Origin of the sequence: Vibrio sp. 2-1-2a, from assembly GCF_032648565.1 — a bacterium.
Taxonomy (GTDB): domain Bacteria; phylum Pseudomonadota; class Gammaproteobacteria; order Enterobacterales; family Vibrionaceae; genus Vibrio; species Vibrio diabolicus.
Window position 1 is genome coordinate 1 of the sequence record NZ_WBOH01000015.1, and the last position, 23537, is coordinate 23537.

Annotated in this window: 24 protein-coding genes and 1 rRNA gene; 4 read left to right on the plus strand and 21 right to left on the minus strand. The window is 44.9% G+C overall.

Annotation, left to right across the window (positions count from 1 at the left end; all coding sequences use genetic code 11):
• The 8 genes from F7Y48_RS22095 to dusA all read right to left on the minus strand — a co-directional run.
• Positions 1-117, minus strand: a 16S ribosomal RNA gene (locus F7Y48_RS22095); the annotation flags it as partial.
• A 581-nt stretch (positions 118-698) separates the two neighbouring features.
• Complete coding sequence (locus F7Y48_RS22100; RefSeq protein ID WP_006743230.1) at positions 699-1478, minus strand: phosphoadenylyl-sulfate reductase; 780 nt, start codon at positions 1476-1478, stop codon at positions 699-701.
• Positions 1471-3207: an assimilatory sulfite reductase (NADPH) hemoprotein subunit gene (cysI, locus tag F7Y48_RS22105; protein ID WP_316685393.1), complete on the minus strand. Its 1737-nt coding sequence runs from the start codon at positions 3205-3207 to the stop codon at positions 1471-1473. The genes F7Y48_RS22100 and cysI overlap by 8 nt, the downstream gene beginning before the upstream one ends.
• A complete protein-coding gene (locus F7Y48_RS22110; protein WP_258506988.1) occupies positions 3207-5078 on the minus strand; it encodes an assimilatory sulfite reductase (NADPH) flavoprotein subunit in 1872 nt (623 codons plus the stop codon). The genes cysI and F7Y48_RS22110 overlap by 1 nt, the downstream gene beginning before the upstream one ends.
• A 117-nt stretch (positions 5079-5195) precedes the next feature.
• Positions 5196-5426 (minus strand): hypothetical protein, encoded by a 231-nt coding sequence (locus F7Y48_RS22115; RefSeq protein ID WP_316685401.1) that lies wholly within the window; start codon positions 5424-5426, stop codon positions 5196-5198.
• A gap of 156 nt (positions 5427-5582) precedes the next feature.
• The gene (locus tag F7Y48_RS22120; RefSeq protein ID WP_164667082.1) at positions 5583-6242 is read right to left on the minus strand and encodes a TIGR04219 family outer membrane beta-barrel protein; all 660 of its coding nucleotides are present in this window, start codon (positions 6240-6242) and stop codon (positions 5583-5585) included.
• A 98-nt stretch (positions 6243-6340) separates the two neighbouring features.
• Entirely contained in the window at positions 6341-6556 is a 216-nt protein-coding gene (gene pspG, locus F7Y48_RS22125) for an envelope stress response protein PspG (protein WP_005398086.1), read from the minus strand.
• Positions 6557-6718: 162 nt separating this feature from the next.
• A complete protein-coding gene (dusA, locus tag F7Y48_RS22130) occupies positions 6719-7699 on the minus strand; it encodes a tRNA dihydrouridine(20/20a) synthase DusA (protein WP_048626707.1) in 981 nt (326 codons plus the stop codon).
• Between the two features lie 321 nt (positions 7700-8020).
• Between dusA and zur the strand changes: the two genes are divergently transcribed.
• Positions 8021-8485: a zinc uptake transcriptional repressor Zur gene (gene zur, locus F7Y48_RS22135; RefSeq protein ID WP_005381268.1), complete on the plus strand. Its 465-nt coding sequence runs from the start codon at positions 8021-8023 to the stop codon at positions 8483-8485.
• A 9-nt stretch (positions 8486-8494) separates the two neighbouring features.
• Entirely contained in the window at positions 8495-8956 is a 462-nt protein-coding gene (locus F7Y48_RS22140) for a chemotaxis protein CheX (protein ID WP_005381269.1), read from the plus strand.
• 105 nt (positions 8957-9061) lie between these two features.
• Here the strand turns inward: F7Y48_RS22140 and pgi are convergent, their stop codons facing one another.
• Positions 9062-10714 (minus strand): glucose-6-phosphate isomerase, encoded by a 1653-nt coding sequence (gene pgi / locus F7Y48_RS22145; protein ID WP_316685394.1) that lies wholly within the window; start codon positions 10712-10714, stop codon positions 9062-9064.
• Positions 10715-11020: 306 nt separating this feature from the next.
• Here pgi and F7Y48_RS22150 point away from each other — a divergent pair, with 306 nt between their 5' ends.
• Positions 11021-11440 (plus strand): secondary thiamine-phosphate synthase enzyme YjbQ, encoded by a 420-nt coding sequence (locus tag F7Y48_RS22150; RefSeq protein WP_085344358.1) that lies wholly within the window; start codon positions 11021-11023, stop codon positions 11438-11440.
• Positions 11441-11478: 38 nt separating this feature from the next.
• Here the strand turns inward: F7Y48_RS22150 and alr are convergent, their stop codons facing one another.
• Together alr and F7Y48_RS22160 are read right to left on the minus strand one after the other, a co-directional pair.
• Positions 11479-12555, minus strand: a complete 1077-nt coding sequence (alr, locus tag F7Y48_RS22155) for an alanine racemase (protein WP_041853013.1) — start codon at positions 12553-12555, stop codon at positions 11479-11481.
• A gap of 13 nt (positions 12556-12568) precedes the next feature.
• Positions 12569-13969, minus strand: a complete 1401-nt coding sequence (locus F7Y48_RS22160; RefSeq protein WP_005395704.1) for a replicative DNA helicase — start codon at positions 13967-13969, stop codon at positions 12569-12571.
• A 221-nt stretch (positions 13970-14190) separates the two neighbouring features.
• Between F7Y48_RS22160 and F7Y48_RS22165 the strand changes: the two genes are divergently transcribed.
• On the plus strand, positions 14191-14955 hold the full coding sequence (locus F7Y48_RS22165; protein ID WP_006743223.1) for a DUF481 domain-containing protein: 765 nt from the start codon (positions 14191-14193) through the stop codon (positions 14953-14955).
• 79 nt (positions 14956-15034) lie between these two features.
• Here F7Y48_RS22165 and rplI read toward each other — a convergent pair whose 3' ends face one another.
• From rplI to F7Y48_RS22215, 10 genes are all read right to left on the minus strand, one after another.
• On the minus strand, positions 15035-15487 hold the full coding sequence (rplI, locus tag F7Y48_RS22170; protein WP_005381278.1) for a 50S ribosomal protein L9: 453 nt from the start codon (positions 15485-15487) through the stop codon (positions 15035-15037).
• A gap of 33 nt (positions 15488-15520) precedes the next feature.
• The gene (gene rpsR, locus F7Y48_RS22175; protein WP_000090472.1) at positions 15521-15748 is read right to left on the minus strand and encodes a 30S ribosomal protein S18; all 228 of its coding nucleotides are present in this window, start codon (positions 15746-15748) and stop codon (positions 15521-15523) included.
• A gap of 16 nt (positions 15749-15764) precedes the next feature.
• Positions 15765-16067, minus strand: a complete 303-nt coding sequence (priB, locus tag F7Y48_RS22180) for a primosomal replication protein N (protein WP_005381298.1) — start codon at positions 16065-16067, stop codon at positions 15765-15767.
• 8 nt (positions 16068-16075) lie between these two features.
• On the minus strand, positions 16076-16465 hold the full coding sequence (gene rpsF, locus F7Y48_RS22185) for a 30S ribosomal protein S6 (protein WP_005381299.1): 390 nt from the start codon (positions 16463-16465) through the stop codon (positions 16076-16078).
• A gap of 242 nt (positions 16466-16707) precedes the next feature.
• Positions 16708-17379 carry a ribulose-phosphate 3-epimerase gene (rpe, locus tag F7Y48_RS22190; protein ID WP_005395709.1) on the minus strand — a complete coding sequence of 224 codons (672 nt, stop codon included), beginning with the start codon at positions 17377-17379 and terminating at the stop codon, positions 16708-16710.
• A gap of 92 nt (positions 17380-17471) precedes the next feature.
• Entirely contained in the window at positions 17472-18311 is an 840-nt protein-coding gene (locus F7Y48_RS22195; protein ID WP_005395710.1) for a Dam family site-specific DNA-(adenine-N6)-methyltransferase, read from the minus strand.
• Positions 18312-18380: 69 nt separating this feature from the next.
• A complete protein-coding gene (locus F7Y48_RS22200) occupies positions 18381-19895 on the minus strand; it encodes an SPOR domain-containing protein (protein WP_124008948.1) in 1515 nt (504 codons plus the stop codon).
• 52 nt (positions 19896-19947) lie between these two features.
• On the minus strand, positions 19948-21048 hold the full coding sequence (gene aroB / locus F7Y48_RS22205; protein WP_012841354.1) for a 3-dehydroquinate synthase: 1101 nt from the start codon (positions 21046-21048) through the stop codon (positions 19948-19950).
• A 32-nt stretch (positions 21049-21080) separates the two neighbouring features.
• On the minus strand, positions 21081-21599 hold the full coding sequence (gene aroK, locus F7Y48_RS22210; protein WP_005381319.1) for a shikimate kinase AroK: 519 nt from the start codon (positions 21597-21599) through the stop codon (positions 21081-21083).
• Between the two features lie 187 nt (positions 21600-21786).
• On the minus strand, positions 21787-23535 hold the full coding sequence (locus F7Y48_RS22215; RefSeq protein ID WP_006742777.1) for a type IV pilus secretin PilQ: 1749 nt from the start codon (positions 23533-23535) through the stop codon (positions 21787-21789).
• Positions 23536-23537: the final 2 nt, after the last annotated feature.

Genomic DNA, 23537 nt, shown 5'->3' on the forward strand with positions numbered 1-23537 from the left:
CGCCGCTCGACGCCGTTATCGTTCCCCGAAGGTTCAGATAACTCGTTTCCGCTCGACTTGCATGTGTTAGGCCTGCCGCCAGCGTTCAATCTGAGCCATGATCAAACTCTTCAATTTAAGATTTTGTCGGCTCAATGAATACTGAACATTACATAAAGTAATGTTTGAATTGACTGTGCTGAATCCGAAGATTCAATGGTCACTTCGTATCATTGAAACCTAATTTGAAACCGAAGTTTCTAATTGGATTATCATCAACGAGTGCCCACACAGATTGATAGGTCTATATTGTTAAAGAGCAACTCTTCTTTGTGATTGACATCACTTCGGAAGAGGCGGCCATTCTAGCGAGATAATTTATTGTGTCAAACACTTTTTCAAATTATTTCGTTTTTCTTTTCAGCCTTGCCGACTTTGCTTAAACCCTTGTGAGCCCTTGCCCTGTCGACGAGGAGGCATTATAGAGATCGCGCTCACATTGGCAAGCGTTATTTTTCAAAAATTGCAAAAATAATGGTTAAGCGATGACTTTTCGATCAAAGCTTTATTTATTCAACTTTACCCCAAGAACTCGCACAACTTATCCACAGAGTTATTCTATAAAGCGTGTTTTTCAGGTGCTATAAATAAAGAAAGCTGCTTTATTGCAGCTTTCTTTATTTACTCTAAACTCGATTTAAAGGTCACTATGGTTATGGTTATATGCCGGACCCATCTTGTTCTGAACCATCATCTTCATGTAAACCACACTCTCGTTTTAAACCAAAGAATCGAGTTTCTTCCTCTGACATTCCCGGCTCCCATTTACGAGTGGTATGAGTATCACCAACTGAAAGGTAACCTTCATCCCACAATGGGTGGTATTTAAGGCCGTGTTGTTCTAAGTAGTAATGAACGTCTTTATTAGTCCAGTCAATTACTGGCAAAAACTTAAACACACCGTTCTGAATTGATAGTATCGGTAAACCTGCTCGTGATTTACTTTGCTCTCGACGTAGTCCAGAGAACCACGTTCCAACATTAAGCTCTTTTAGCGCTCGACGCATTGGCTCCACTTTATTGAGCTTGTTGTATTTTTCAATTCCCTCTACACCCTGCTCCCATAACTTCCCATATCGAGCCTCTTGCCAATTCGCACTTTCTTTCGCTCGATAAACTTTTAAGTTTAGGTTGAGAGCATCTGTCAGCTCATCAATGAATTGATAGGTTTCAGCAAACAGGTATCCTGTATCGGTTAGAATGACGGGGATATCCGCTTTGACTTGAGTAACTAAATGAAGCATAACCGCGGCTTGAATACCAAAACTAGAAGAAACCGCAAACTCGCCCTCTAGATTCTCTAAAGCCCACTTTACTCTATCTTGTGCCGAAAGCTTTTCGAGCTCGACATTAATTTGAGCAAGACGGAGGATTTGCTCCGTCTTTGTTAATGTCAATAACTCTGTAAGCTCAAGCCTGGACGCTACAGAATCAAGCATGAAAGTCCCTCTTTGATACGAGCACTTCTTGGATAATACCAGCACGAATTGTGAAATCGCCGAAGGCTTCGCCTTCTTTACGCTCTTTCGACCATCGAGCCACCAGCAGATCAATCTCTTCTAAGATTTGCTTATCCGTGATGTTCTCTTTATACATTTTTGGTACTCGAGTACCAGCACGGTTACCACCTAAATGTAGGTTGTAACGACCTGGCGCTTTACCAACTAAACCAATTTCAGCCAACATGGCACGACCACAACCGTTTGGACACCCAGTTACACGCAAAATGATGTTGTCATTTTCTGGTAGGTTGTGCTTTTCCAAAATCCCCTCCACATCAGTAACAAACTGAGGAAGGAAACGCTCTGCCTCTGCCATTGCTAGCGGACACGTTGGAAAGGCAACACACGCCATTGAATTTTTGCGCTGCTCACTGATATTGTCATCCATCAAGCCATGTTCACGAGCGATCTTTTCGATCTTCGCTTTTTCGCTTTTAGGTACCCCCGCAACAATTAAGTTCTGGTTGGCAGTCATACGGAAATCGCCTTTATGGATTTTGGCAATTTCAGCAACACCCGTTTTAAGTGGTTTACCTGGAAAGTCCAGCAGACGACCGTTTTCGATGAAAAGTGCTAAGTGATGTTTACCATCAATTCCTTCTACCCAACCAATACGGTCACCACGCTCAGTAAACTCGTACGGGCGGCTTGCTTCAAACTGAATGCCTGCTCGCTTTTCTACTTCGGCTTTAAAGACATCAGTACCTACACGGTCAAGTGTGTATTTGGTTTTGGCATTCTTACGGTTTGAGCGATTACCCCAATCACGCTGAGTGGTAACCACCGCCGCTGCAACATCAAGCGTTTTCTCTAATGGGATGAAACCTAAGTCGTCAGCGCGGCGCGGATAAGTTGACGTATCACCATGTGTCATCGCTAGACCGCCGCCAACTAGGACGTTAAAACCAACCAACTTGCCGTTATCCGCAATTGCTACGAAGTTAAGATCATTGGCATGCACGTCTACGTCATTTTGCGGTGGGATCACCACCGTCGTTTTGAACTTACGCGGTAAATAGTTTTTACCCAGAATAGGTTCATCTTCTTCAGTGCTTTCTACTTTCTCACCGTCTAGCCAAATCTCAGCGTAAGCACGTGTTTTTGGAAGCAGGTGTTCACTGATCTTCTTCGCCCATTCATAAGCTTCTTGATGAAGTTCTGATTCAACCGGGTTCGTGGTACACAACACGTTTCGGTTTACATCACCCGCGGTTGCAATCGAATCAATGCCAATACTGTTGAGCGTTTGATGCATCAACTTAATATTCGGTTTCAATACCCCATGAAACTGGAACGTTTGGCGAGTTGTCAGACGAATACTTCCATATAAAGAGTGCTCCGTTGCGAACTTGTCGATCGCTAACCATTGCGTTGGCGTGATGATGCCTCCAGGCATGCGAGCACGAAGCATCACGTTATGCAATGGCTCTAGCTTTTGCTTTGTGCGTTCATTACGGATATCACGATCGTCTTGCTGATACATACCGTGGAAACGAATTAACTGGAAGTTGTCGGCAGTAAAGCCACCAGTAATACGGTCCTGTAAATCTTGCTCAATGGTGCCACGTAATAAGTTACTTTCTCGCTTCAGGCGCTCGTTATCAGATAGCGGCCCTAGCTCTTCGCCTAATACAATCTGCTTGTTATTTTCAGTAGAAAAAGTCATTAGTACACATCCCTCTGATAACGTTTCGCTTTACGTAGGTCATTAATAAATTGTTCTGCATCGTCACGCGGCATCTTGCCTTCTTGTTCAGCAACGATAACCAGTGCGTCGTGCACATCTTTTGCCATACGCGTTGCATCACCGCAGACATAGATATAAGCGCCTTCTTGGATCCACTGCCACACTTGAGCTGCGTTTTCTAAGATGCGATGTTGTACGTAAACTTTTTCTACTTGGTCACGACTAAAGGCAACATCCAATCGGCTTAGTACTCCTGACTTGAGGTACTTTTGCCATTCCACTTGGTACAAGAAGTCTTGAGTGAACGTGCGATCACCAAAGAACAACCAGTTTTTGCCTTCAGCATCACGGTTTTCACGTTCCTGAATAAAGCTACGGAATGGTGCGATCCCAGTGCCCGGACCAACCATGATAATTGGAGTGCTATCATCTTCCGGCAGTTTGAAGTTGTTGTTATGCTCAACGAATACTTTAACTTCATCTCCCTCTTCGAGACGCTGTGCTAAGAAGCTAGACGCACCACCATATCGTTTTTCGTCGTTTTGTTCGTACTCAACCAAAGCAACCGTTAGGTGTACTTCTTCATCGACCTCTTCTTGGCTTGATGCAATAGAGTAAAGGCGAGGAGTAAGACGACGAAGCAAACTAATCAACTCATCTGCGGTTAACTTGGTTTTCTTCTCTGCCAATACATCAACAATTTGAGTATTGGCAGAGTACTCGCGAAGTTTATCTTTATCGTCAACCAGCTTTTGTAGCTTCTTACTACCGGATAACTCGGCAAACTTTGTAATGAGCTGTGGGTTAGATGTTGTGATTTCATATTTACTCACGAGAGCACTATGAATTGACAAGCTTTCACCATCAACGTCAACGGTCTCAACCCCAGACAAACCGACCTTACCAAGAATGGCATTTGCAAGTTCTGAGCTATTTTCAAACCACACACCTAGCGCATCACCAGGCTGATACGTTAACCCCGAACCTTCCAAGTCAATTTCTATATGACGAACATCCTTTCCAGAATCACGCCCCGTGATTTTTTGACTGGTCAGTAACGTCGCTGTGTATGGGTTTTGTTTATTGTAAGGAGAGTGCGCAGTCGCCGCCTGACCCACCGGAAGTTGAACCACATCCGCTTCAGTGCCAGAAGAAAGCGTATCTTTTACCTTACCTAACGCATTCTTACGCCATTCAGCTGCTGGTGCTTCATAATCCACATCGCAATCAAGACGATCGATAAATGGGGTCGCGCCTAACTTTGATAGGTAAGCGTCGAAGTCTTTACCGGTTTGGCAGAAGAATTCGTAGCTCGAGTCACCCAGAGCAATAACGCCATATTGAAGGTTTGACAGCTTAGGAGCTTTCTTAGACTGCAAAAACTCGTGTAGCTCTATAGCGTTATCTGGTGCTTCGCCTTCGCCGTTCGTCGATGCCACAATAATGACATGTGTTTCTTTGGCTAAGTTTTTACCTTTGTAATCACTTGCATCAAAAAGTTCGACAGCAATTCCTTCTGCTTTTGCTTCCTGTTCTAGAGCTTCAGCAACGCCTTTAGCGTTGCCAGTTTGGGAAGCAAAAATAATACTCAACTTACCTGCAGGCTTCGCTGATACGGCTGCCGTCGTTTGTGCAATTGGCGTTACCGCTGTATTTGGTTGATTTTGAGCTAATCCCCAAAAATACCCACTGACCCAAGCAAGTTGCTGTGAAGACAACTCAGAGACAGTTTGTTGGAGTGAGCTAATTTGTTGGTCATTCAGAGGGCTTGCGATTGGAGGATTTCCTCCTTGCCCATTATTATCTTCAGACACATTCTTGTGAGAATACTCATTCTTTTGAAAAGACATTATCACGACATCCCTATTCATTGCGTGACGATAGAGTACCCACTCTCCTTAATAACAAGAAAGAATAGAAGTGAATGTTTTATAACTTTTTGGAAGTAAGAACGGCTTACTTTTTGCTCATCGATCTTCAATGCGGACTTGTTGAAAGCCTACTGCCATTGCCGATTTTGACGCTGCATCCAAATCTTCATAAAGACATTCTTCACCATGAGTGTCCGTCAGAAAAACAAAACCACCGCGCGCATGTCTGAACTCCACAACCCAGCCACCCTCTTGGATTGCAGGTTCAATAATCGCTTCGACAAGCTGGTTTTCACGGAATAGATGTCTTAGTTCGTTTATTGTCATCGCTATCCCTGCTTTAACTTTCACATTGCTCCTAGGTAAGCATGGTCTAAGTCAGCAAAATAGGCAGAAAATTCGATTGGATATAATGAAGTGATATAAAAAAACGCCGCTTATAAAGCGACGTTTTAAAAAATCGAGTATCTAATCTGGCTGCATTTAGAATGCGTATTCTGCACTCACAAAAAAGCCGTTAGCAAAAATAAACTCTTTCCCTAGATCCGACATGAATTTCTCGGACTCCAAATCAATCACGCGGTAACCACCACGAAAAGCCAGTTGAGCTTTTTCGAGCGGTACATGGTATTGAACACCGGCCATGAAATCGGTGCTTTTGATACCTTTGTTGTCACCAAAGTTTATCTCACCAATCACATCAAAATTTGTGTCCGGAACTTGAATCTCTGCGTAACCGTACCAAGCCCAAATCAGCTCATCAAACTCTTCTATACGCTTGTTTGAGCCAGCATCAATGTATTTAGTGTCACTTAAATTACTGAATGTAACACCCGCATCAAAATGCAATAAATCATGCTCCAGAACTTGGTAGTACATGGTGAAATCGAGCTTATCGAACCCCATATAATCAGCATCAATGCTCGAGTAACGAAAACGCGCATTAGGAACGTATTTCACATCATGCTCAATCGCCGCGTAAAATGCGCCTGTTGTGCTGCTATCTCGTCTTACTTCATTTACTTTAGTGTCAGCAGCCCAGATCTCTGCGCCGACTTTCGTCGATACAGAATATTCTGCAAAAACAGGAAAAGATACTGCCAACGATAATGCTGTTAAAGCGATGGTCGCTTTATTTGTCATGTAGTGTGTACTCCGAGATAGCTGATGTTCACGTTGAAGACGTGAGAGGAAATATACCATACTCTCACGTCTCTCTATCAACTAAATCATGTCACTCGTTATTTATAGCGGGGCTGGGCAACGTAATTCTTGAAGAACCAAACACCCAATGCAATCACGATTAACCATGGCAATAGTTTGAGTACCGCTCCGACCATTCCTAGTAAAAACATCACAACTAACGCGATACCGGTTGCTGCGAATACGGTCATCATTGTGATACCGGTAACCAATAGGGTCGCCGCAAAGACTAAAATAAAGATTAGCTCCAACATAATCACTTCTCCATTTGTTTTTAATAAACACAGCAGTTTCCATACCAACTTGCCAAGATGACTATAACACATTGATTTTATTCAAAAATAAAGCCAGAGGCATTTCTGCGTTCTGGCTTTATCATTCTTTAGTTGGCAATTTTAGCCAACCACTGGTGAATTTTACACATTCAATTCTTTTGGAATCTTCGCTAACGCGTCTTGCAGCACTTCTAAACCAGAACCCGGCTTGTGCGCATTTTCACTGATATGACGACGCCATTGACGAGCACCTGGCATGCTTTGGAATAAACCTAACATATGACGGGTAATATGACCAAGGTACGCACCTTTCGCTAATTGCGCTTCAATGTATGGGTACATTTCTTCAACAATTTCGCTGCGTTTCTTCACTGGAGCATTAGAGCCAAATAACTCTTGATCTACCGATGCCAGTAGATATGGGCTTTGGTAAGCCTCACGACCAATCATCACACCGTCAAGATGCTGAAGATGTACTTTTGCTTCTTCTAATGATTTCACGCCACCGTTAATCGCAATGGTTAAGTGAGAAAAATCTTGCTTCAATTGGTAAGCTCGTGGGTAATCCAATGGTGGGATCTCACGGTTTTCTTTCGGACTAAGACCACTTAACCAAGCTTTACGCGCGTGGATAGTGAACTGCTCACAGCCCCCCTTTTCTGAGACAATAGAAACAAAATCCGTTAGGAACTCGTAAGAATCATGATCATCAATACCAATACGAGTCTTGACTGTCACAGGAATATCAACCACGTCCTTCATTGCAGCGACACAATCCGAAACCAACTGTGGTTCCGCCATTAGGCAAGCACCAAAGCGACCGTTTTGTACACGGTCAGACGGGCAACCCACATTGAGGTTAACCTCATCGTAGCCACGCTCTTGAGCCAGTTTGGCACACTTTGCCAAGTCTTCTGGATTTGAACCACCCAACTGAAGGGCCAACGGATGCTCTTCTTCGTTGTAAGCCAGGAAATCTCCTTTTCCATGAATGATCGCACCTGTTGTCACCATTTCAGTGTACAGCAGGGTTTCTTTGGTCATTAAGCGATGGAAGTAGCGACAATGACGATCGGTCCAATCGAGCATTGGTGCTACGGAGAGCCTGCAAGAATGAGTCATGATATAAACACCCGTTTTTATGTTGCCAAGGTCGAGCGCAGCAGTACGCTCAAAAAATAAGTCGGGTATTGTATACCCAAGCACCTCTAGGTGCTAGTTTCAGCGAGAATGATTTGGTTGGCTGGCTAGCCAAATGCTTAGGAATATGCAGCAGTAATACGAATCTGTCACTCGTTGATTCATTCTGTGATGACTATTCCGACTTCACACCACCACCGACTTGCTTTAATTCATGATTTTCGTTCTGATAGTGGGTAAAATGAAGCATTTCTAAACGAACTTCGTATAGAAATGATTTATCATAGAGCACGTCCGATAGTTATGGTGAAAGGTTTGAACCCAACAATCATTGAACAAATTGAAAGTATCTGCGCAGAGCGTGGAGTACGATTGACTCCGCAACGCCGACGCGTATTTGAACTCATTTGTTCTAATCGCCGCGCCTCAAGTGCGTATGAGCTATTGGAGCAACTAAAAGAGAGTGAGCCTCAGGCTAAGCCTCCCACTGTTTATCGAGCATTAGATTTTCTCCTAGAGCAAGGCTTCATCCACCGAGTGGAATCGACAAATAGCTTTATTACTTGTTGTTCTTTCAATACTCAGCAGCACTTTTTCCAATTACTAATTTGCGATAAATGTGGTGATGTCGTTGAACTCGAAGATGAGACGCTGATATCCTTGTTAGCCGAAAACGCCGAGAAGCATGGATTCAAACTGACCAACCAAGTTATTGAAACTCATGGTGAATGCCAGGCCTGTTCCTCCGAGACGAAAGAAAAAGTATAGAAGAACGTTATGCGCGCTGAATTTGTAAACCCGTTTTTAGCTTCTTTAATGAACGTGCTAAAAACCATGGCTTCTCTTGAGCTGAAGCCACAAAAACCGCGAATCAAAAAAGATGAGATCGCACGAGGTGACGTTTCTGGTCTGATTGGCATGGTAGGTCCACAAACTCGTGGTTCAATGTCGATTACCTTTGATGAAGCGCTAGCTCTAGAAATCATGCAGAACATGCTTGGTGAGCGTCCAAATGGACTCAATGAAGAGGTCACCGATATGGTGGGTGAGATCACCAACATGGTTACTGGTGGTGCGAAACGCATTCTGGCGGAAAGTGGTTTTGATTTTGATATGGCAACACCGGTAGTGGTTTCTGGCCGAGGCCATACCATTCGCCACAAATGTGAGGGCTCAATCATCATCATGCCTTTCTCTTCCCAGTGGGGAAATGCCTTTATCGAAATCTGCTTCGAATAAAAGAGAAAAAATAGGTTGGCACTGGCCAACCTATTTTGTTTCTGCCTCAGGCAATAAAAAAGGTCAGCACTTGCTGACCTTTTCTTTATCTATTCAAACCAAACATTAAGCTTTGAACGCTTTAAATGCGTTGATTAGACCATTTGTTGAGCTGTCATGCGAGCTGATTTGAGACTCGTCTGCAAGCTCAGGTAGGATTTGGTTAGCCAGTTGTTTACCTAGCTCCACGCCCCATTGGTCAAAGCTGAAGATATTCCAGATAACACCTTGTACGAAAATTTTGTGTTCGTACATTGCGATCAAGTTACCTAGCGTACGAGGCGTGATTTGCTTCACTAGGATAGAGTTTGTTGGACGGTTACCTTCAAACACTTTGAATGGCGCAATCGCTGTCACTTCTTCAGCGTTCTTACCTGCTTTCACCAACTCTTCTTTCACTGTTTCTTCACTCTTACCAAACGCTAGTGCTTCAGTTTGTGCAAAGAAGTTGGACATCAGTTTTTGGTGATGATCGCTAGCTGGGTTGTGGCTGATTGCAGGTGCAATGAAGTCACATGGGATCAGCTTAGTGCCTTGGTGAATCAGTTGGTAGAACGCGTGCTGACCGTTGGTACCTGGTTCACCCCAAATAATAGGGCCCGTTTGGTAAGTCACAGCATTGCCTTCACGGTCAACGTATTTACCGTTTGATTCCATGTTACCTTGTTGGAAGTACGCCGCGAAACGGTGCATGTACTGATCGTAAGGTAAGATAGCTTCTGATTCCGCACCGTGGAAGTTGTTGTACCAAATACCGATCAGAGCAAGGATCACAGGGATGTTGCTTTCTAGGTCCGTTGATACGAAATGTTTGTCCATCTCGTGAGCACCTTCAAGCAGCTCAACGAAGTTGTCGTAACCTACCGCTAATGCGATTGATAGACCGATTGCAGACCATAGTGAGTAACGGCCACCAACCCAGTCCCAGAATTCGAACATGTTCGCGGTATCAATACCGAACTCAGACACGGCTGTCGCGTTCGTTGAAAGCGCAGCAAAATGCTTAGCCACGTGCGCTTGATCACCCGCAGACTCTAGGAACCAATCACGAGCAGTGTGCGCGTTAGTCATGGTTTCTTGCGTTGTGAACGTCTTAGACGCGATCAAGAATAGCGTCGTTTCTGGGTTAACTTTCTTCAACGTTTCAACGATGTGAGTACCATCAACGTTAGATACGAAGTGAAGGTTTAGATGATTTTTGTACGGTGCTAGAGCTTCCGTCACCATGTAAGGACCAAGGTCAGAACCACCGATACCGATGTTCACGATATCTGTAATTGCTTTACCTGTGTAACCTTTCCACTCACCGCCGATAACGCGTTCAGTGAATGATTTCATTTTTTCTAGAACCGCGTTCACTGCTGGCATTACGTCTTCGCCGTCTACCATTACTGGTGTATTCGCGCGGTTACGTAGTGCAGTGTGAAGAACAGCGCGACCTTCTGTTTGGTTGATCGCTTCACCACTGAACATCGCTTCAATTGCAGATTTCAGCTCAGTCTCGTTCGCAAGAGCGAACAGGTGCTTCAGAGTTTCCTCATTGATGAGGTTCTTTGAGTAATCGACTAGGATGTCTGAGCCGAAACGTGCAGAGTATTTGTCGAAACGCGCTGCGTCTTGAGCAAATAACTCTTTAAGATCCATATCTTGTGCTGATTCGAAATGCGCAGTTAGCGCTTTCCAAGCTTGTGTTTGCGTTGGATTGATATTTTTCAACATGGTCTTTATCCCGATGTTACAGTAGGTTCCATTCCTTACAGTCTAGCGAAAACTGTGGAATCCCCGATTTAGCAAATAGAATATTAATTAGATGTTTGGGCGAATTGCCACAAAACAAGTCTTTGTAATTTTTTTTCAGGTGCCAATTATGACTGAGAGATTTTACACTCACATTGAGTTAGGTCACGTTCCCTACCCTGAAAATGAACAATTCATTTACGATGACAAGAATCATATCACTTACTAATGACAGGCTCTAATTGGAATAGGATAGACGCCAATTTATAAATTTCCAAAGGAACACGTATGTGGGCACAAAAAACACTGCAATTAAAAGCGAGAAGCCGCGGTTTTCACCTAATAACTGATGAAATTGAACAACAATTACCACAAATAAACGAGCTTTCGGTAGGTTTATTACACCTATTTATTCAACATACCTCCGCCAGTTTGACCTTAAATGAGAATGCTGATCCAACCGTGCGTATGGATATGGAAGCGCACTTCAATAAGTTTGTGCCAGAGCGTGCTCCTTATTATCAGCACACCTATGAGGGGGATGACGACATGCCAGCACACATAAAAGCATCCCTACTTGGCAGTAGTGTGACGATACCAATCCAAAATGGTCGATTAGCTTTAGGAACATGGCAGGGCATTTACTTAGGTGAGCACCGAGACTATGGCGGCGGCCGCCGCGTTATTGCTACGATTAACGGTGAGTAGATAAAACAAAGGCTAACCTTAGGTTAGCCTTTCGCTGTTTATTTTGAGTACTCCATCTCGACGCGAGGCGTTAGCTTAGTCACGAGTTCATACGCAATGGTACCAATGTGACCCGCCACTTCTTCTACTGGGAGCTCTTTCCCCCAAAGAATCGCTTCGTCGCTGACTTTATCCGTTGCATCTGGTCCCAAATCGACCGTCAGCATATCCATGGAAACTCGACCTGCGATAGGTACTTTACGACCATTTACCCAAACCGGAGTGCCATTCGGGGCACTTCTTGGGTAACCGTCGCCATACCCTACTGCGATGACACCGACTTTTGTATCTCGCTTACTGGTCCACATACCGCCGTAGCCAACACTTTCGCCCTTCTTAACTTCACGTACCGCAATAAGATGGGATTTAAGTGTCATCACGGGTTGATACCCCAGATCTTGTGCGGTCTTGTCATCAAATGGCGATACACCATACATGATGATGCCCGGACGAACCCAATCCAAATGGCTTTGAGGCCATGCCAACAACCCCGCAGAGGCCGCAAGTGAACGCTCCCCCTGACAACCAGAGGTCAACGACTTAAACAGCTCAATCTGTTGGGGAGTGATATGGCTATCCAGCTCATCTGCACAGCCAAAGTGACTCATGTAACGTAACGGCTTGGCTACGTTTGGACACTCTTTCAACCGCGTGACAAACTCATCATATTGCTCAGGGCGAACGCCAAGACGGTGCATGCCACTGTCAATCTTCAGCCACACGACAACCGGAGTTTCAAGGTCGGCTTGCTCCAAGGCGATAAGCTGCTCTTCACAGTGCACCACGGTTTGAATGTTGTTCGTCACAAGAACAGGTAAGTCACCTGGGGAGTAAAAACCTTCTAGCAATAGAATTGGCTTTACCACGCCACAAGCGCGCAGTTGCAACGCTTCTTCAATGCGAGCTACGCCAAAGGCATCCGCATGGTTGGCATGTTTTGCAACGTGACGTAATCCGTGACCATAGCCATTGGCCTTCACTACAGCCATCACTTTACTTTGGGGCGCTTGCGCTTTCACGCGCTGTAAGTTGTGCTGCAACGCAGACAAATCAATGCACGCCTTGGCCGCTTTCATATAGCTCATGGGGTTACTCATCATCAATATCGAATGCAGGACCCGCGTAGTTGTCAAAGCGCGAGTGTTGACCTTGGAAGGTGAGACGTACAGAGCCGATAGGGCCGTTACGTTGCTTACCAATGATGATTTCTGCCGTGCCTTTGTACGGGCTATCTGGGTGATACACCTCGTCACGGTAGATGAACATGATCAAGTCGGCATCCTGCTCGATAGAGCCCGACTCACGCAAGTCCGAGTTTACTGGGCGTTTATCTGAACGTTGCTCTAGGGAACGGTTAAGCTGAGACAGCGCCACGACGGGCACATTCAGCTCTTTTGCCAGCGCTTTCAGAGAGCGCGATATCTCCGCAATTTCCAGCGTACGGTTATCAGAGAGTGCAGGCACGCGCATAAGCTGAAGGTAGTCGACCATGATCATCGACAGACCGCCATGTTCACGTGCGATACGGCGAGCGCGTGAACGCACTTCGGTCGGAGTTAGACCGGAGCTGTCATCAATGTACATGTTTTTCTTCTGCATCAAGATACCCATAGTAGAAGAAATACGCGCCCAGTCTTCGTCATCCAACTGACCCGTACGGATCTTGGTTTGGTCAACGCGAGACAAAGAGGCCAACATACGCATCATCAACTGCTCGGCCGGCATCTCTAGCGAGAAAATAAGCACAGGTTTCTCTTGTTGCATGGCCGCATTTTCACACAAGTTCATCGCAAAGGTCGTTTTACCCATCGATGGACGCGCCGCGACAATCACCAAATCAGAACCTTGCAAACCTGCGGTTTTCTTATTGAGGTCAGTGAAACCTGTGTCGACACCCGTTACACCATCTTGCGGTGTTTTATATAACAACTCGATACGTTCTAACGTCTTTTCGAGGATGTTATCAACATTTTGTGGCCCTTCGTTTTCACTGGTTCGTGACTCAGCGATGGCGAAAACTTTACTCTCCGCCATATCAATCAGATCTTCCGAACTTCGACCTTGAGGATCGTAACCCGCATCCGCAATCTCATTCGCGACACCGATCAAACCACGGACGATCGCACGTTCGGCAACAATATCAGCGTACGCATTAATGTTAGCGGCGCTTGGCGTGTTTTTCGCCAAATCTGCAAGGTAAGCAAAACCGCCCACATCTTCTAATTGCTCGTGACGCTCCAGGTATTCCGATAAAGTAATAAGATCGAGAGGCTTGCCCGCTTCAAGAATGGTTTTTACACCTTCAAAAATTAGGCGATGCGGACGACTATAGAAATCACTGCTTACAACACGTTCGGCAACGGTGTCCCAACGTTCATTGTCCAGTAAAAGACCACCAATTACTGATTGCTCGGCTTCTAGTGAGTGAGGTGGCACTTTGATTGCGTCGACCTGACTGTCTGAAGGTTTGCGATTTCTGTTTTCCGCCATGACTTTGCTCGATAACTACTATTGACCCACGATTATAACCTTAACCTAACTGAGATGCTTCCCCGAAGCGACAATTACTTGTTAAGAAATCAACATGCGAACCGCACAAGTAATAGCCTGGTTCTTCCGCCCAGCTCTAATAAAAATTAACCTACCATTGACCCAACAAAATATCTGTATCAGTATCATGCCCCTCCTTTTTAATTACGTTCGAGGTTGATGTGTCCCGATACTGGTTACTTAGCTTTAGCTTACTATGCGCTAGTGCATCGTATGCTGACGAATCAGTACAGCCAGAGCAAAATATTGATGTGCCTGACCCATTAAAAACCGAGGTGGAGTTCGGCTATCAAGCTCACACAGGTAACACGGACTCTCGTTCCCTGAATGCTCGTTTGAGTGCTGAATATACGTCAGGTCGACACCGTTCTAATGGTGAGTGGAAGTACTACAATTTGTACAAAGACGGTGAAGAAGACAAACGCTCATCCACCTACGCCCTACAGAGTGACTACAAGTTAGGCCCTAAAACGTATTTGTATGGCAGCTTTAAAGGGGTGGATTCTCGTTACAGTGCCTATTTTAAAGACTACACCTTATCAGGCGGTTTGGGTTACCAGTTTTCCTACACTGAAAACTTCATTTTAGAGGTAGAAGTCGGTCCTGGTTTTCGTTATCAAGAACCAAATTTAGATGAGATAGATGATGACGACATTGTCTTTCCCGATATCGTTCGAGAAGGCATTTTTCGAGGGAATATCAATACGACTTGGCACGCACTAGATAATTTGAGTTTCGCGGCTGATATTACGTTGGTAACAGGTAAAAGTAATACACGAGCCGATAGTGAGCTCAGCGTGACCAATGATATTACTGAAGATATCGCACTAAAACTGGCACACTCTCGTCAGTATCACGATAAAGTGCCTGAAGGCTTAAGCAAAGCGGATAGCGTATTTTCCGTTAATTTACTCTTCGCTTTTTAACCTGTTTTTTCTCCCAGTTTTAGAAATAAAAAAAGCACCTCCGAAGAGGTGCTTTTTAGTATTTCGTCTTGATACTGAATTACTCAGCAGCAACAACTTGTAGGTTCACAGTTGCGAAAACTTCAGAGTGAAGTTGAACGCTGATCTCGAACTCACCAGTTGTACGTAGAGCACCTTCAGGAAGGCGAACTTCGCTCTTAGCAACTTCAACGCCTGCAGCTGTGATAGCGTCAGCGATGTCACGAGTACCGATAGAACCGAATAGTTTGCCTTCGTCACCAGCTTTAGAAGCGATAACTACAGCTTCTAGAGCGTTAACTTTCTCTGCGCGAGCTTCTGCAGCAGCTAGTTGCTCAGCAACTTTAGCTTCTAGTTCAGCACGACGAGCTTCAAACATTTCAACGTTAGCTTTAGTTGCCATAACTGCTTTACCTTGTGGGATAAGGAAGTTACGAGCGTAGCCAGATTTAACGTTTGCAGTATCGCCAAGACCACCTAGGTTACCAATTTTATCAAGTAGAATAACTTGCATTGCTTAATCCTCTTTCTTAATAAAATGAACCGATTACTGATGCTTGTCAGTGTACGGTAGTAGAGCTAGGTAGCGTGAACGCTTGATAGCACGTGCTAGTTGACGCTGGTACTTAGCGCTTGTACCAGTGATACGGCTAGGTACGATTTTACCAGCTTCAGTGATGTAGTTTTTAAGAGTTGCTACGTCTTTGTAATCAATCTCTTGTACGCCTTCTGCAGTGAAACGGCAGAATTTACGACGACGGAAGAAACGAGCCATGGGCTATCTCCTGATCTTAAATTTGAGTAATGTTGTCGGCGTGTAACACTAATTTTCCCACGCCATTTCGGCCGGTTTGATAAGTGACAAAACCACTTACCTTAATGTTACTGCCTTGAACTAAATTCTGAGTTAGTGCTTGTGACCCAAGCCCGCTGACGACTACCGGCATACGACAATAAACTTGTCGAGGTAAGTCAGCTTCGATAATAGTAGAGCGATGCTCCAGCCAAAACCGACAGTGTTCAATGCCACCAGGGCTTTTACTACGAATGGGCGGTTTGGCAATGGTGCCGCTCAGCTCCATTCGATTGGCCATAAGAAAACTTACTCAGCAGCTTCTGACTTAGCTTCAGGCTTAGCTTCAGAACGCTCTTCACGACGTGGAGCACGCTCTTCTTTTTGCTTAAGCATGATAGATTGCTCAGTGATCGCTGCTTTAGTACGCATGATCATGTTACGTAGAACTGCATCGTTGAAACGGAAAGCAGTTTCTAGCTCATCAATTACAGCTTGGTCAGCTTCAACGTTCATAAGAACGTAGTGAGCTTTGTGAAGCTTGTTGATTGGGTAAGCCAGTTGACGACGGCCCCAGTCTTCTAGACGGTGGATTTTACCGCCAGCTTCAGTGATTGAACCAGTGTAACGCTCGATCATGCCAGCAACTTGCTCGCTTTGATCTGGGTGCACCATGAATACGATTTCGTAATGACGCATTGGTTGCTCCTTACGGATTATTCAGCTTCCACAAATGGCTCAGTCGTCCAGAGGAAGCAAGGAACTAAAGATAATTGACTGAGTTTAAGGAGCACGAATAGTACAGAAAGGGCGCAAAATAGGCAAGTGATTATTTGCTCAACGCAGGGGATATTTTATTTCATCCAACGCTAGAAATAACAAAGGCTGCCAATAAAGTGACAGCCTTTAAAATCAGGGCATTATCGCGCGTATATCGGGGCTTATTTTACTTCAGCCAGCTCCGTGCGCATTTGGTCGATCACTTGTTTGTAATCTGGCTGACCGAAAATCGCCGAGCCTGCAACGAACATGTCTGCGCCCGCTTCTGCGATTTCACGAATGTTGTCAACCTTCACACCGCCATCAATTTCTAAACGGATATCACGACCAGACTCATCGATCATCTTACGAACTGCACGCAGTTTATCTAGCGTGTGAGGGATGAATGATTGACCACCAAAGCCAGGGTTTACCGACATCAGTAGAATCATGTCGACTTTGTCCATGATGAACTCAAGGCTCGCAAGTGGCGTTGCTGGATTTAGTACCACACCAGCCTGACAGCCGTGCTCTTTAATTAACTGGAGTGTTCGGTCTACATGATCAGAAGCTTCCACATGGAATGTAATCATCGACGCACCCGCTTTTGCGAAATCAGGAATAATGCGGTCAACCGGTTTCACCATTAGGTGAACATCGATTGGTGCGGTGATGCCGTAATCGCGTAGTGCTTTACACACAGGTGCACCAAAAGTCAGGTTTGGTACATAGTGGTTATCCATAACGTCGAAATGCACCACATCCGCACCCGCTGCGAGTACTTTCTCGACATCTTCACCGAGACGAGCAAAATCTGCCGATAAAATGGATGGAGCAATAAGAAAATCTTTCATACCTGACCTCAGTAGTAATGAGCAAACAATCTGCGCGCAATTCTACCGAAGCCAGTGGGGAGATCCACTATTTAGATTTAATAGTGTGAGAACTAAGAGCTTGGTTGATCCATCTCAGGGGCATGAAAAAGCGCAAGCAGCTCATCGACTTTATTACGACCACTGCCATTTCGGCTAATGGTGCGCTTCACTTTTACTACATTGAGATCCGCACCGTGATACAACCGACGCGTCAGCGTAGTGTCGTGGTTAGAAATCAAAACCGGAATACCACGCTCAGTCGCCGTTCTTTCAGCAATGTCGGCTAATGCAGCCTGGTCATCCAACGTGAAACCATTACCTGCGTATGAGGTGAAATTTGCCGTGTTTGAAAGCGGTGCATAAGGAGGATCGCAATACACCACACTCCCCTTACGTGCTCGGCGAAAAGTTTCTGGATAACCTTCACAAACGAACGTGGCTTTCTTGGCTTTTTCGGCAAAAAACTCCAATTCCGCCTCTGGGAAGTAAGGCTTTTTATATGAACCAAACGGAACGTTAAAGCCGCCTTTTTTGTTGTAACGGCATAGGCCATTAAAACCAAAGCGGTTCATGTACAAAAACGCCAAAGAGCGGTACATCACGTCATCGGTTTTATTAAACTCAGCGCGAATGTGTAAGTAGGCTTCTTTACGGTTATTCTCGGCAACAAACCAACGTTTCGCTTCAGAGATGTACTCTTCCGGGCGCTCTTTTAGTAGGTTGTACAGATTGATCAGATCTGGGTTGATATCTGCCAGTAGGTAATGGTCATAGTCGGTATTCAGAAACACTGAGCCCGCGCCAACAAAAGGTTCAACTAGCTTTCGAGCCGGCGGTAAATGACGTTGGATGTCTTCAACCAGTCCGTATTTTCCTCCTGCCCATTTAAGAAAGGCTCGTTGCTTTTTCATCTACTGCTCTATCTATCGACCAAAAATTAAGGCTGCGGAATGTAACATATTTTTCAGCGAAGCTCAGGTTTATTTCACGCGATCAATTTCGCGATGAACCTGACGGAGTGATTTTGCCCAAGGACTCACCGACTTAACCGAATCAGGCAAGCTTGCAACGGCATCGCGAGCCATTTGAATTGTCGGATAATCTTGGTATGTGATGATATACCACTCGGTGTCATTGCGAACGGTAGGATAAATTCGTACTTGATTATTCAGCTGATGCTCATCGAGGAAGGCTTGTACATCCTCCATTGACGTCATAGCAGCAAGCTGCAGTGTATAGGCTCTTGGTGATAGTGCTTTTAATTCTTCGCGAGCAAATGAAAACTTAACCACAGGCTGCTTCGCACCGTCTTCTCCTGACTGAGCAGAAGTTTGCGTCATACCTTGATTTGGTTTTACGACTTTAATCAAAGGAGAGTCAGTTTCATCAGCAGTTTCTGCTTTATCAGTACCTACGATATCATCAATCGCTTTTGTGTCTGCTGAATCAGCTTTACCTTCAAGCAATGCATCGACCACATTCGACTCAATCACCACTCTCTGTTGATTGTCATCACTGCCAACGCTCGCCACTTCTTCCGTTACTGCTGGCGGTAATGAATCAGAATCATCAATCGCGCCAGAGCCATCAAGGCCACTGCTAGTGTCATCAGTCACAGATTGTAGTGAAGACTGCGCAGCACTGATTCCTGACTCTTCAAAAGTTGGAATAGCCGTTTGCTCTAAACTACCAGCAATTTGCTGCGCTTTATCATCAGGGCTTGGTTGATTATACATCCACCAATAGCCACCAGCAGCAAGCAACAGTAATGCTAATACCACTAACGCAATATTCAGCGGTGAACCGACAATCGAGCGGATAATGATCCTTTTTTCCACTTTCATCTCTCCTAACGCCATGATGTCACCCGGTACTGGGTCAACTTTTTTAAATGCATCTCGAACCCGCTTCTCCGCCTCATCATCAACATAGCGCGCAACAAGTGATTCAAAGAAACGACGGGCTTCCACTTCGGACAACATATCAATATCAAGCTCAACAGGCTTTATCTCTTGTCCGTAACTGAGACGTGACAGCAATCCTTCTAAGCGTCCAGACTGCGTAAATAATAAGACATTGATGGTCCAATTCGGCTTATGATGCGCCTCTAAAACCAGCATCCAAAGCTCAGAAACGAGCGTCTCACTTAATAAATGCGCATCATCAACCACAATTGCGATATCACAAGGCTCATCACCCAATAGTCTTTCGAGGCTATCAAGTAAAGGCTCTTGCTGATTAAACAATGCGTCCGAAACCAGTTGACTCAAAATAAGGATGCGGCGCTGCACATCATCTTGATTAGAATGACAAAGTAACAAACATTGATTCTTGTTACTGGCACCCACTTCAAGGTATCGCTGCGCTAACCAAGATTTTCCATAACCATCATGACCATTAATCGCAATGAAATTGGAACCAAAATTAGTCAGCAATCCTAACCTATCAAGCAACTCGATTTGAGAATCTAATTCCAGAACGTGAGCAACACTCATCTAATAACCTTAATACACTACAAGAATGACGCCCAAAGGCGCCATTACAAGGTTAAATATCGCGACCGAAGTCTATCGCCTGTTTGAGTACGTCTTGTGTCGTATCAGCAATGACCTCGGCACTGCCAATGCCTGTAGGTAGAACTAATCTTAATTGACCAGAGAGGACTTTTTTATCTCGCATCATATGTTTGAGGAAGTCATCGAAGCTCATACTTTCTGGAGTATGAACAGGCAGTTTGGCACGACGCAAAATCGCAACAATACGCTCAAATTGCTCTGCTGAGATAAGACCGCGCAGATGCGAAGTTTTGGCCGCCATAACCGTGCCAGCAGAAACCGCTTCACCATGCAGCCAATTGCCGTAGCCAAGCTCAGCTTCAATCGCATGACCAAAGGTGTGACCTAAGTTGAGCAGAGCGCGGATGCCCGATTCTTTCTCATCCTGAGCCACCACTTCCGCTTTTATTTCACAGCAACGTGCAATGGCATAAGTTAGCGCTTCTTCATCCAACGCGTACAAGCGTTCAAGGTTTTCTTCCAACCATACAAAAAAGTCTACATCGTAAATGATGCCGTACTTAATGACTTCTGCGATACCTGCTGCGAATTCACGCTCAGGCAACGTCGATAAACAGTTGGTATCGATGATCACGGCTTTAGGTTGGTAAAACGCACCTATCATGTTCTTACCCAACGGATGGTTAACCGCGGTTTTTCCACCCACCGAAGAGTCCACTTGAGATAGTAATGTCGTTGGTATTTGAATAAAGTCGACCCCACGCTGGTAACAGGCAGAAGCAAAACCCACAAGGTCGCCAATAACGCCACCACCTAACGCGATGATCACAACATCACGAGCGTAATTCCCCTCGAGGAGGAAGTTCATCACTTGGTTAAACACATCCAAGTTTTTGTACTGTTCGCCGTCAGGCAATTCTAACAAGGATGCACTACAACCGAGCTGCTCGAGTTGCTTTAAAATTTTGTCTGCATACAAAGGCGCCACTGTGACATTACTGATCACAACAACTTTTTGTTTTGCATTTTTGTTTGAGAGAACTTGAGAGAGGTACGCCGGGTCCTCAAATAACCCGGCGCCAATAGAGATTGGGTAGCTACGCTCAGCTAGGTTGACCGTAATCCGTTCCATCGGTTTGCTCCAATTAAAAAAAAGATAAAAACTTATCTCTCTTCTAGCATTTTTACGATCTGGTTGGCTACCACTTTTGCACTCTGATCGTCAGTGCGAACAGTGTAATCCGCTACTTCTTCATACAGAGGATTACGTTCTTCAGCTAATTGCTCCAATACTTCGCGAGGGTTGTCCGTTTGAAGTAGAGGACGCTTCTTGTCACGGTTTGTGCGCGCAAGTTGCTTTTCAATCGTCGTTTCTAAGTAAACAACAACACCACGTGCCGAAAGACGATTACGGTTTTCTTTGCTCTTAACAGAGCCACCGCCAGTCGCAAGCACGATGCCTTGCTCTTGTGTTAGGTCTTCAAGTACCGCTTCTTCACGCTTGCGGAAGCCTTCTTCACCTTCTACATCAAAAACCCAAGAGATGTCTGCACCAGTGCGTTCTTCGATCACTGTATCGGAGTCAACAAACTCCATATGCAGTTGCTGTGCTAGATGTCTACCAATTGTACTTTTGCCGGCGCCCATTGGGCCAACAAGGAAAATATTACGTTTCTCAGCCATGTTTAGCAGTAATTTACAACATTGATTCAATAAGATCGCCACAAGAAAACACAGCTAAATCGCTGTTCTACAAGGCTTGTGGCACCAGTTCCTCACAGATAATTCGTGATAAGACCCGAAATTATCCAAGCATGGTGCCACTATTGCAACTTTATTTTTGATTTAATCAGTTTTTCACGAGGTAGAACTACTGAATCACCACCTTAGGGGTGACGAAAATTAACAGCTCACTTTTGCCAACATTTTCATAACTTCGACGGAAAAGCGCACCTAATAGTGGCAGATCGCCTAACAAAGGCACCTTGTCCACCGAGTTAGTAATGCTGTGCTGGAAAATACCACCAAGAACGACGGTTTCACCGTTATTTACTAACACTTGCGTCCCGATACGCTGAGTATCAATCGCAACGGCTTCACCAGTGCCTGTTTTCACGACTTGTCCAGGTCTATCTTGCGTAACGCTTAAGTCCAACACAAGACGGTTATCCGGTGTAATTTGTGGCGTCACCTTCAAACTCAATACTGCTTTTTTGAACGTTACCGTCGTAGCACCACTTGATGAGGACTCTAGATAAGGTATCTCGGTACCCTGCTCAATATAGGCAGGCTTCTTATTGGTAGTGATCAAACGTGGGCTTGAGATAATCTCAGCTTTGGACTCTTGTTGCAGCGCAGAAAGCTCGAGGTCTAACAAGGTGTCTGAGCCTAATTTTGCAACCTGAAAAGCAATGCTAGTCGCGTTTGGACTGGTTGCAGCTAAGTTTACGTTTAGGAAGTCATCGATACCTACTCCATCACCGTCACCACCGTCTTCTCCTTCACCACCACCGTTATATAAACCGATCGTGGCAAGGTTGTTTTCGATAGAACCACCAACCGTGTTATTGCCATTAATAGAGGTAAAGCCCCAGCGAATTCCCAACTCGTCCATGTTGCCTTCATTGATGGTCACAATACGCGCTTCAATTTGAACCTGCTTCACCGGGATATCCAAAGATTCTATAATTTCTCGAATCACTTCAATGTTTTCAGGTAGCTCACGAATCAATAACGAGTTAGTCCGCTCATCAATGGTCATACTGCCTCGCTCAGACAACATACTGATGTTCCCTTCTCCGTTGATCATCTCTGCAATATCTGATGCTTTAGCGAAGTTTACCTTGATGATTTCAGACGAAAGCTCTCCCATCGTTTGTTCTAGCTGCTGCTTTTCGAGTTGCTGTTTTTCGCGCAGATCAAGCTCATCTGTTGGAGCAACCAGAATCACGTTGCCATCCACACGCTTATCTAACCCCTTAACTTGCAAAATAATATCCAGCACTTGCTGCCACGGAACACCATCAAGACGAAGTGTGAGGTTACCTTCTACGGAGTCTGAAACAACCAAGTTGAACTGGTTGTAGTCGGCAATCAGCTGTAACACGTTACGTACAGGAATATCTTGGAAGTTAATCGAAATGAGCTTGCCTTCTTTTTCTAGAATGCTTTTATCCGGAGCTTTCTCATTGGGTTTGATCTTAGCCACTTTGATTTCCAAGAATCGCCCCGTTAAACGGTAATCATGCGTATATTCTTCATTGATGTGCGCAACCAAGCGCGTAGTTGAGGTATCGCGAAACACCTCTACGCTTTCAACCACAGTCGAGAAATCTTTTACGTCTAGGAGATACAGTTGCTCGTCTTTTACCGAAGTATTAAGCAAATCGATACTTAACCCTTCCTGTACGCGTTTGACATCGACAATCGCGGCAGGTGACGCCAGTTCAACGACAATAACGGCGTCTTTATCTTTATTAGTGCGAAAATCGATACTCTTTAAGGCATTAGACGATACTTCTTCTGCTGCCACTAAAGGGGCTAAAAATACAAACAACCATAAGGAGAAGAGCCCAGTTAGTATCCTTGGTGTACGTGTTAATCCTTGTCTCATTTTCATTA